Below are 2,543 nucleotides of genomic sequence, written 5' to 3'. Positions count from 1 at the left end.
TTTGCTCCCGCTGGACTGCGTAGCAGTCCCATTTTTTGGTGCCGCTTCGCGCCCCAACGGGAGCAAGCTCCCTCGCCACAGGTCGCAGGTTTTTCTGCTTAGCGCTTAACTGACCGGCATTATGGCTTGCCTGCGATGGCCATTGGTATCTACACAACTGACTGTCCTGACTACGCTGCTTGCTCTGTTTTTGATCTTGATCCGAGGCGCCCCGTTAAATCACGCTGGCCGCAATTCGATATTGATTTGGGGGGTTAAACCGGCAGGGACGCCGGTTTAGCCGCCCCGCGGCATAGATGGCGCGGGGCGGCGGCGGCCCAAAGCAATGTCGGTTACGGGCTCACCGAGCCTCAGCGAGGTACCGAATGGTGGGGCAAGCGCGTTAATGAGATGGTCAGCCCGGCGAGAACCTCAGGTCTGAATTACTGAGGTTCTCACTTTTCCTGAGGAGGCATTCTCATGAACAGCGTAACGCTCCCAGGCATCGACATTGGCAAGAACAGCTTCCACTTGCACGGCCAAGATGCACAAGGCCATCAGGTATTGCGCAAGAAGCTTAATCGCCGACAGTTGCTGCCATTACTTGCACAAATGCCACCCTGCAAAGTCGCCATGGAATCCTGTAGCGGGTCAAAGTTTCTTGCCAAAAAGCGGAACCCATAGCGGCCGTTACCCAAGCAACGGATATGTACTCGGACCAACCCAGCATCCTTGTCGGCTGTCAGCAGGCAACCCACATTTGGATCGCGGGGCGTCAGCCCGATAGCGATAGGCTGCACCGCCGCCACGGGAGCAAGCTCCCTCGCCACAGATCAATTCCGCACCCTGAGTTGTGCAGATACTATGCTGCGATGGCGATGAACCAGTCATCTGAAACAGGACTGAAAGCCCGTCTTGGCAGGCAAGCCCACACACAGTTGTTTTTGCGCAAGGCAGATGCGTGCTCAGCGTGGCTTTTAAGGAAGAAAAATTGTGCTCGGGCAGATGTGTCTAAATGTATCATCGCGCTGCATAAGTGATATCACCACAAGCAGCCTACTCACCCTCAAGCCTTGTCTTTACCCTCTCATGCCATCTTCCTTCGCTTTTACGAGAGAAACACCATGAACGCTACTTCCCAGGCTACAGGCACCATGACCCGAGGCATGGTCATGCTGTTTGCGTTTTGCTGCGGCGCCATCGTCGCGAACATCTACTACGCACAGCCGATCATCGAACTGATCGCCCCGGACATCGGCCTCACCCCGGCCATGGCCAGCCTGATCGTGTCGCTGACGCAGATCGGTTATGCCCTGGGCCTGTTCTTCCTGGTGCCGCTGGGCGACCTGCTGGAAAACCGCAGGCTGATGATCTTCACCACCGTGGTGGCCATCGCCAGCCTGTTGGGCGCCGCGTTCACCGAGCAGCCCAACCTGTTCCTGCTGGTGTCGCTGCTGATCGGCTTCAGTTCGGTGTCAGTGCAGATCCTGATCCCATTGGCCGCAAATTTGGCACCGGCCGAGTCCCGTGGCCGGGTGGTCGGCAGCATCATGGGCGGGTTGCTGCTGGGCATTCTGCTCGCGCGGCCGGTGTCCAGCGTGGTGGCGGACCATTTCGGCTGGCGCGCGATGTTCATGGCGGCGGCAGCGTTGATGGCGTTTATCAGTGTGGTGTTGATGCTGACCATTCCCAAGCGCCAGCCCGACCACAGCGCGAGCTACGGCCAATTGCTGGGCTCGCTGGGCACCCTGTTGCGTCGCCAGCCGGTTCTGCGTCAGCGCGCGTTCTACCAAGGCTGCATGTTCGCCACCTTCAGCCTGTTCTGGACCGCCGCCCCTCTGGAACTGGCGCGCAATCACGGCCTGACCCAGAGCGAAATCGCGCTGTTTGCCCTGGTTGGCGCCCTGGGTGCCGTCGCGGCGCCCATCGCCGGGCGCCTGGCCGATGCCGGCCACACCCACCGCGCGTCGCTGCTGGCTATGCTGTTCGCCGCGTTGAGCTTCCTGCCGGCCTTGGTGCACCCGCTGTACAGCGTAATCGGCCTGGCGGTGACCGGCGTGGTGCTGGACTTCTGCGTGCAGATGAACATGGTGCTCGGCCAGCGTGCCGTCTACGCCCTCGACGCCCACAGCCGCAGCCGCCTGAACGCGCTGTACATGACCAGCATCTTTATCGGCGGCGCCTTTGGCTCGGCGATTGCCAGCAGCGTGTATGAACACGGCGGTTGGCTGGGCGTGATGCTGGTGGGCGGTGCGTTCCCGCTGGTGGTGTTGTTACGGTTCCTCAGTGCCTCGCGGCAGGTAGCGCTCGCAACCGCTTAAGAACGCACCAACTTCTCCAAAGCCGCGTCCGCCAGATCGGCGATTGCCGGCAGCGTGTATGAACACGGCGGTTGGCTGGGCGTGACGCTGGTGGGCAGTGCATTCCCGCTGGTGGCGTTATTACGGTTCCTCAGTGCCTCGCGTCTGGTAGCGCTCGCAACCGCTTAAGAACGCACCAACTTCTCCAAAGCCGCGTCCGCCAGATCGGCGATTGCCAGCAGCGTGTACGAACACGGCGGTTGG

At 60.6% G+C, this 2,543-nt stretch carries 1 protein-coding gene and 2 pseudogenes; all 3 read left to right on the top strand.

Annotated features, from left to right (window positions below; genetic code table 11):
• Window positions 1-459: 459 nt before the first annotated feature.
• Window positions 460-651, top strand: a pseudogene (locus Q1V60_RS24900) (IS110 family transposase); the annotation flags it as partial.
• A gap of 452 nt (window positions 652-1,103) precedes the next feature.
• On the top strand, window positions 1,104-2,300 hold the full coding sequence (locus Q1V60_RS24895) for an MFS transporter (protein ID WP_300635806.1): 1,197 nt from the start codon (window positions 1,104-1,106) through the stop codon (window positions 2,298-2,300).
• A 36-nt stretch (window positions 2,301-2,336) separates the two neighbouring features.
• Window positions 2,337-2,468 (top strand): annotated as a pseudogene (locus Q1V60_RS24890) (MFS transporter); the annotation flags it as partial.
• Between the last annotated feature and the right edge of the window lie 75 nt (window positions 2,469-2,543).

It is taken from the genome of Pseudomonas sp. (assembly GCF_030147005.1).
GTDB lineage: Bacteria > Pseudomonadota > Gammaproteobacteria > Pseudomonadales > Pseudomonadaceae > Aquipseudomonas.
The sequence above is the reverse complement of the archived record's forward strand: the minus strand, read 5'-3'. Positions and strand labels throughout refer to the sequence as shown.

Excerpts from the sequence above, each read along its gene's own strand:
- Q1V60_RS24895 (WP_300635806.1), top strand. The coding sequence starts at position 1,104 with ATGAACGCTACTTCCCAGGCTACAGGCACCATGACCCGAGGCATGGTC.